5 protein-coding genes and 1 pseudogene are annotated in these 7,541 nt (G+C 39.1%); 3 read left to right on the top strand and 3 right to left on the bottom strand.

Going from position 1 to position 7,541, the window contains the following annotated elements:
- Window positions 1-433 precede the first annotated feature (433 nt).
- Both NO992_RS15090 and NO992_RS15085 read left to right on the top strand, forming a co-directional pair.
- Window positions 434-1,192 (top strand): hypothetical protein, encoded by a 759-nt coding sequence (locus NO992_RS15090; RefSeq protein ID WP_371378519.1) that lies wholly within the window; start codon window positions 434-436, stop codon window positions 1,190-1,192.
- A 134-nt stretch (window positions 1,193-1,326) separates the two neighbouring features.
- Window positions 1,327-2,616, top strand: a complete 1,290-nt coding sequence (locus tag NO992_RS15085) for a hypothetical protein (RefSeq protein WP_371378516.1) — start codon at window positions 1,327-1,329, stop codon at window positions 2,614-2,616.
- 90 nt (window positions 2,617-2,706) lie between these two features.
- Here the strand turns inward: NO992_RS15085 and ltrA are convergent, their stop codons facing one another.
- From ltrA to NO992_RS15070, 3 genes and pseudogenes are all read right to left on the bottom strand, one after another.
- A complete protein-coding gene (gene ltrA / locus NO992_RS15080; RefSeq protein ID WP_371378513.1) occupies window positions 2,707-4,044 on the bottom strand; it encodes a group II intron reverse transcriptase/maturase in 1,338 nt (445 codons plus the stop codon).
- A gap of 403 nt (window positions 4,045-4,447) precedes the next feature.
- The gene (locus NO992_RS15075; protein WP_371378510.1) at window positions 4,448-5,419 is read right to left on the bottom strand and encodes a transposase; all 972 of its coding nucleotides are present in this window, start codon (window positions 5,417-5,419) and stop codon (window positions 4,448-4,450) included.
- Between the two features lie 93 nt (window positions 5,420-5,512).
- Window positions 5,513-6,031: pseudogene (locus tag NO992_RS15070) on the bottom strand (transposase); the annotation flags it as partial.
- Between the two features lie 171 nt (window positions 6,032-6,202).
- Here NO992_RS15070 and NO992_RS15065 point away from each other — a divergent pair.
- Entirely contained in the window at window positions 6,203-7,483 is a 1,281-nt protein-coding gene (locus NO992_RS15065; RefSeq protein WP_371378507.1) for a P-loop NTPase fold protein, read from the top strand.
- Window positions 7,484-7,541: the final 58 nt, after the last annotated feature.

The following is a 7,541-nucleotide window of genomic DNA, read 5'->3' as shown; positions in this document are numbered from 1 at the left end:
GTAGGTTTTTTCTGTTCTAATGCTGTAACCACGCATACGCATTTCTTCCTGAATACCTTTCAGAAATGGGCTTTTTAGACTCATGATAGCTCCTTACCTTACATTGCTGTATATGTATACAGTGCTATCAGAAATTCTCGGATATCAAGGAAAATAATGAAAAGTTTTTTGCGCGTTTACGCATGAATAAATTAAAAATATTATTGTTTATCAGAAGGTTATTTGTTTGCGATTTGAGATAATAGGTTTTGGGAAACGCGCATGCGCATTTTTCCAGATGGTATATTTAGCCGAATGCTGATAAGTTCTTTACATACTGATAGTTAACTGCGCGCGTTTTCACTGGTCCAACGAGGTAAACGCGCATGCGCACGAATAAAATGTTAGCGCTTTCAAATGAAGCCGATAATAATAGCCATGATGGAGTATTAAAATGACAACGTTTGTAGGTACGGAATTAAAAATAGTCAGAGCAAAAAGTCATATTCGAGAACTAGAAAATCAGCTAGTGGATTATATAAAATCAAAGCCATTTAAAGTTGTTGTTGAGAGTGAAGATGGTGGTAGTAATCACCTTTGGACGCTTCGAGTAAAGCATGATATCCCAATGATCTTTGCAGCAATAATCGGGGATGTAATCCATAATTTAAGAGCTTCTTTAGACCTTCTCGCTACCGAGTTAGTAGAACATGCTGGTCAGGATGCAAAAAATGTGTACTTTCCTTTTGGAAATGACGCTGATGGTCTCGAGCAAATGATTAAGAAGAGACGTATTGACAAAGCAGGTCAGGGGGTTGTCGATATCGTTAGAGATTTAAAACCTTATACAGGTGGTAATAAGTTACTTCGCTCGCTACATGATCTTGATATTACAGACAAACATAAATCACTCGTTCCAGTGGCACACTACGCGGGGATAAAAAACTTTCAAATGAATGGCGCTTCTGGACCAATGCTAACAATTCAAAATTTACATTGTGGTCCAATTCGAGATGGAATGGTATTGATGAGTTTACCTCCAGTTGGAAATGTCAGGATTGGGCAATCATTCAATCCATCATTAAAACTGTGCTTGGACGAAGATGTAATAGAACGAGATGAAGAGTTAGTAGAAACAATGCACAAATACGTCGATATGGTCGAAGATATCTTACAAAGGTTCAAAGACCTTGTGGCAAAAGAAAACAGCTAACAATCAATTTAAGAGTGATTCAGCACGCTTAGCATTTTTGGCTCGGGTGAGGTTCAGTGTTTAGGGTGTTCAAATTAAGTACCGTGGTAGCGTGCTTTACACCTTAATTGGGCGTTATACAAATGAGGTAATTCATGAGTGAATTAATTGAAAAGGCAATCGCAAGGATACTCTACAATAAGCTAATGGAGCATTTTGATGATTTAGAGTCACTTAGTCAGATTCAAAGTTCCCAAGATTTCGCTCTTGTATGTGAACTTGAAGACTCTCTTAAGGGTGACCGAGAAAATTCAAATGTAGATTACTACCTAGTAGTTAGTGCTTGGAGTGAATTTTATAATTCAGTTAAGCAATTGAATGAAAATTACAGCGATCTGATTGGTCATATATCAAAAGAGTTTGATGTAATAATTAATGATGACTTTGCGCTTTCTGGAACGTTATATGATCATGAAAAGCTATTTGTTAGAAAGCTTGGTGCAACATGGATTAAAGAATATAGAAGTTATCTTGTTGAACTTAACAAGATAATAGTTACTTTCAAAATTAAGTTGTTGAGTTATGGGACGGCAAATATTCAGGATGAATTCTTTGATAGTCATTCTGTAATTAATAATGAAAATATTAAGTTCAATAAATCAAATTTCAATGGGAATTCAGTATACCTAGATACAAACGCAGTTCAAGTGTTAGCGGCAGACCGGAAAGTAAGAGAGTACATATCTAAATCTGAGGTTGGTTTTGTTTATAGCTCCTTTTTAATCGAAGATGCTGTAAACAGTAATCCAGTTTTCTTAAGCTCGTTTTTGTCTGATTTGCAATTGATAACTAACGGAAATATGGTTGGTTATATGGATGAGGGGCTTTGTTATGTACATGAAAAAATAGAAGATACTATTAGTAGAGTTAAAAAATACTCTAAATTAACAAAGCTGTATGAATCAAAAATAATGAACAATGTCATTCAGCACTTTCATTTCTATCCAGAGCTAAGAAAAGGTAGGGAGTTGAGTAATACAATATCTAACGATTTGGTAGGTTACTTTAAGGGTAAGGAAAAGAAAGACCTAACAGGTTACGATAAAATAGTTTCTCAATTTTATAATACAAGTATTGGAGAGTTTGTTCATTCTGGTGATATTGGTAAAGTTGATGATTATAGGGACACGATTGAGAATTTAAGTGATCTATTTGATTTTGTAAACTTCGAAACTGAGCATGTAAAATTTTCTAACAAGAACAAAATTGCAAGCTCTTACAGGGATAGACAGCATTTAGAGCATGCTTATATTTGTGATTACTTTGTTTCAGATGATACTAGATTAAGAAATAGAGCTCAGGTTATTTTTGAAATTCTAGGTGCTAAGACAAAATCGATAAGTATAAATGAACTGAAATCTCATATCAAAGCAGGAAGTCTGTAAATTTGTATAATCGGGTAGCCGAGGGTATCTAGCCCTCAGCCCCCGCAACACCCTGCATGCGGGTCCGCACAGGGCGTTTCATCTAACAGATTACCCGTTTGGGTAATGTACTTTTATCCATCCGTCTCTGAGTGAATATAGTCCCTCGTTTTTCAGATAATTTAAGCTTAAAGCCTGTTGAATACCGGGTGTTTTGGAGCTGCGCCAAGGCCCTTTACTTGTGATGCCACAGGCAACGGCTGCTTGCACATGAACTCCACGCTTCATCAGGTTTCTCACTTTAGTTCTCGGTTTTCGCCATTGTCGCCAGTAACACATCCTGATCCTGCGCCTTATCCAGTGGTCTAGGTCAACACATTGCTGGTATGCGTTTGCAATACCAAAATAATTGATCCATCCGCTTAGATATTGGCTTAATTTAAACAACTGATATTGCATGCTCACGCCCCAATTACGGTTAGTTAGAATGCGTACCAGTCGCTTAAATTTATGCAGGGTTTTGTCATGCCATTTGATTGCACCACGTTTAAAGGTAAACCCTAAGAATTTACTTTGTGTGGTTTTAACCACCTGACTTTTATCCGTGTTAACAAGCAATTTGAGTTTAGTTTCAAGGAACCGAGTAACGCTGGCAAGTACACGCTCGCCCGCACGTTTTGATTTTACTAAGATTATAAAATCATCAGCGTAACGGGCAAATTGGTGACCTCGTTGCTCCAATTCTTTGTCTAAATTATCCAACATAATGTTGGATAATAAAGGAGAAAGAGGGCCGCCTTGCGGTACTCCTTCTAAACTCGGAATTAGCGTGCCATTGTCATCAATTCCAGCTCTCAAATAACGGCCAATGAGTTTGAGCAAGCGTTTATCTTTGACATGACGTGATAAATTTCGCATCAATAAGTCGTGATTGACTCGGTCAAAGAACTTTGACAAATCGACATCTACCGCAATATTGCGTTTAGATTTAATGATTTGTTGAACTTGCTTCACAGCTTGTTGGCCGTTACGGTTAGGACGAAAACCAAAGCTGTTATCTGAAAATGTGTTATCAATGATGGGCGATAAAACCTGAGTAATGGCTTGCTGGATAACTCGGTCGACCACGGTGGGTATTCCGAGTTGCCGTTTTCCACCATCGGGTTTATCAATTTCAACGCGTTTGACCGGCTGAGGACGATAAGTCCCATTTTCGAGTTGAGCTTTGCACTGTTGCCAGTGTTGTTTTGCCCAGTCGATAAATTGGGCTATTTTCATACCATCCACACCCGCTGCGCCTTTGTTGGCTTTAACCTGCTTCCATGCGCGTTGAAGGTTATCGTTTGATAAAACGTGTCCGAATAAATCAAAGTTGAAGGTTGATTGCACTGCATTACGCTGCATATCAGAACCACAGGGCTGTGGCGTATAGTTATGTAAGTAAGACATGAAGTATTCCTTCGGTTAAATGTTCAGGCCTTCACCGTGTCCCATCCATTACGATGGGTGTTTGGCTACTATGCCTTCTGCTGACTGCTGGATAATCACAAAATAAATTGCTCTAAATTGCGCTGCGTGCGTATCGGTGGGTGTTGCAGTGGTTTCGCTCGTAGACTATTTCGCAACCAAATAGCGCAAAGAAACATGTGACACCCACCACTATTGATATTCAAGCAGGGGAAGTGAAGTAAAAAAGCATGTAAACACTACGGTAATTTTGGTCAAAAACGTTTTTCGGTAGGCCAATTTTTAGCGCCCAAGCGTATCTCTACACTAAAACCGGGTTATCGCGCACAACAAAGCGCTGTAAATGCAGCTGTAAGAAATTCGAGAATTGAGAATGTGAGTTTTACTAAGCCAACAAGCGCTCACAGTTTGTTAGGTTTGTCCGCCGTCGCTTTTGCAGTGTTTCACAGTAAGTGGTTATTGTTCGCTCTCGACCAACCGCGCCGAGAAACACCCGAGAAAATTGCGTTGCGAGTTTTATCCAGTTCTCAGGTTCTATATTGAGTAGAGTGAGAATGGATTGAGACTCGAAGATATAGCCTCGTTTGTCGTCTCGAATACAACGGCCTGTGAGTTCAACCAATTCAATATAGGATTTGAGTTCAAAAGGCAGGCCTTTTGGCATATGTTTTCGTGGACTGCCCACAAAGCGTAGTAGGCTTTTTGGTTGCTTTCCCAGCTTAGCGTGGTCGATGCGTTTTTTGATGCTGGTGTAGTCTGAGGTTTCAGGCCTTGCGGCGATGTTAGCTCTAATGGGATTTAAGTCTACGTAAGCGAGGCAAGCAGCCAGCGCAGCTTCATCCAGTAATGCTTGGGATTTAAACCGTCCTTCCCAAAACCGACCTGTGCAATTGTCTTCTTTATTTGCTCGACGGGCGATGTCTTCGTTAAGTACTCGCATAAACCAGCTAATATCGGCCAGTCTTTCCCTGTACTTATCAACCAGCTCATCTAATATCAACTGCTCCGACTCATTGAGTGGCTCACCTTCAATAAATTTTTGGCTTATCCAATTACCTTTAAACAACTTGTGCCATCGTATCACAATAGCTTTATCCGACAGACGCTTAGCCTTTGTATCATCAACATATAAAACAATGTGAGTGTGATTACTCATCACGGCATAAGCACAAATATCAATACAAAACACAGAGCCCAACATCAAGAGCTTTTCTTCAACCCAATCACGGCGGTGTTCATATGACTTTCCGGTAAATTTATCTTCGCCACAGAGAAATGCGCGCCTGACACAACGGGAAATACAGTGATAATATTTAGTGTCGGTTAAACTGATTTGTCTTTTACGGGCAGTCGCCATCGCTTGGTTTCCTCAATCCATTGAGTGCAGAGTTAAAGCGTAGGCGGAATCTTAGGAAGGTGCAAATTAGTGGTGGGTGTCAGTGATTTACTAGTCTAGTAATGCTTGGGATTTGAATCGTCCTTCCCAAAACCGACCTGTACAATTATCTTCTTTATTTGCTCGGCGGGCGATGTCTTCGTTAAGTACCCGCATAAACCAACTAATATCTGCGAGCCTTTCTCTGTACTTATCAACTAGCTCATCGAGTATCAATTGCTCCGACTCGCTGAGAGGCTCTCTTTCAATAAATTTTTGGCTTATCCAATTACCTTTAAACAGCTTGTGCCACCGTATCACAACTGCTTTATCCGACAGGCGCCTAGCCTTTTTATCATCAACATATAAAACAATGTGGGTGTGATTACTCATCACGGCATAAGCACAAATATCAATACAAAACACGGAGCCCAACATCGAGAGCTTTTCCTCAACCCAATCCCGGCGGTGTTCGTATGATTTGCCTGTAAATTTATCTTCACCACAGAGAAAAGCACGCCTTACGCAACGGGAGATACAGTGGTAGTATTTGGTGTCGGTTAAACTGATTTGTCTTTTACGGGCAGTAGCCATAGTTTGGTTTCCTCAATCCATTGAGTGCAGAGCTAAAGCTTAGGTGGTATCTTAGGAAGGTGCAAATTAGAGGTGGGTGTCAGTGATTTGTATCAGCGATTTGTAATTTGCTACCTCATCGATTTGCTACCTTAACAAGGCGTTATATTTTTAACCAAGATCGGGGAAGTGATGAAACTAGCGATTGAGCATCAATCTCAAAGAATAAATGATGAAAGCCAATATCTCTTTGAGCGAGGAGAGTTTGCACAAAACCTGACAAATATTTTCCTTAATACAAGCGAAGGTTTTGTATTAGCTATAGATGCCAGCTGGGGTGAGGGTAAAACATCATTTATCCATCAGCTCATTCGTGATCTAGAAAGTACGAGCAATTTGATTCCTATCTACTACGATGCTTTCGCAAATGATTTTTCTAGCGATACTTTCTTATCAATTGGGGCGACTATTGCTTTTGAAGTGGAGAAAAAGTTTGAGGCTAAAGGAAAAAGCCCCAAAGTACATAAGCAAATTGAACATTTAAAATCAGTGACTAAAAATACAGCCGTAGAGCTTGTAAAATTAGGAACGAACCTTGGTCTTAAAGCATTAACAGCAGGTGTTATTCAGAATTCAGACCTAGAAAAGCTAACAAACAAAGCTTTTCAGTCAGCGACGTTCGGAACTTTGGAACTAGATTTAAACGAAAAATTTAAAGCTTACCAAAACGCAAAATCCAACATTGAATCATATGTTTCAGCTTTAGAAAGTGTCTCTGAAAACAACGAAAAAGTAGTGTTTTTCATCGATGAACTAGACCGTTGTAGACCTAATTTCGCAGTGGAAGTCTTGGAAAAGGTAAAACATCTTTTTCCTGCCAAAAATGTTATTTTTGTCGTCTCCTATAACAAAGCGCAGTTATCAAAAATAATATCTAGTGTTTACGGTGTCGATCCTGAGGATTCACTGAAGTACTTAGAGAAGTTTATTCATATTGAAGCTAAATTACCTTCAATTGATAGTACCTCTCGGTCTTATGAGGTTTTGTTTGATAGTTTTATGTCTGAATTTGAGATTGCATTAGAATTCGACGAAAATAAGTCTTCTCGACTAAAAGAAATGTTTGTTGAGTTGTGTCATACTAATCGTTTAGCTATGAACAGCTGGGAAATCGAGCGAGCATTTAGCTATATCAGCTTTTGTTCCGCAGCTTTACCAGAAAGTAAGAGGGTGGAGCTATTTGAGTATTTCTTGCCTGCTGCGATGTTCAAGGTAAAGAGCAATAAACTCTTTAATCATGTATCAAATGGTAAGTTCAACTCTATCGGCGAAAATAAATGGATGTATGATTTTTTTAAGGGCTACTATGGTCACTCATTGAAAAATCAGGCATCAAATGTCTTTTTTGTTCAAGGATTTAAAGATGCTTGTGAAATCGTCTCCATGTTTAAGCTTCCGGCAGATGATGGGTAAAAATATAACAAACGATTTAAGAGTGATTAAGCTCTAGCAATCAAACCTGATAGATACA

Origin of the sequence: Pseudoalteromonas sp. DY56-GL79, assembly GCF_041414765.1 — a bacterium.
In the GTDB taxonomy this organism is placed as follows: Bacteria; Pseudomonadota; Gammaproteobacteria; order Enterobacterales; family Alteromonadaceae; genus Pseudoalteromonas; species Pseudoalteromonas piscicida.
This window is presented reverse-complemented; position numbering and strand designations above follow the sequence as displayed.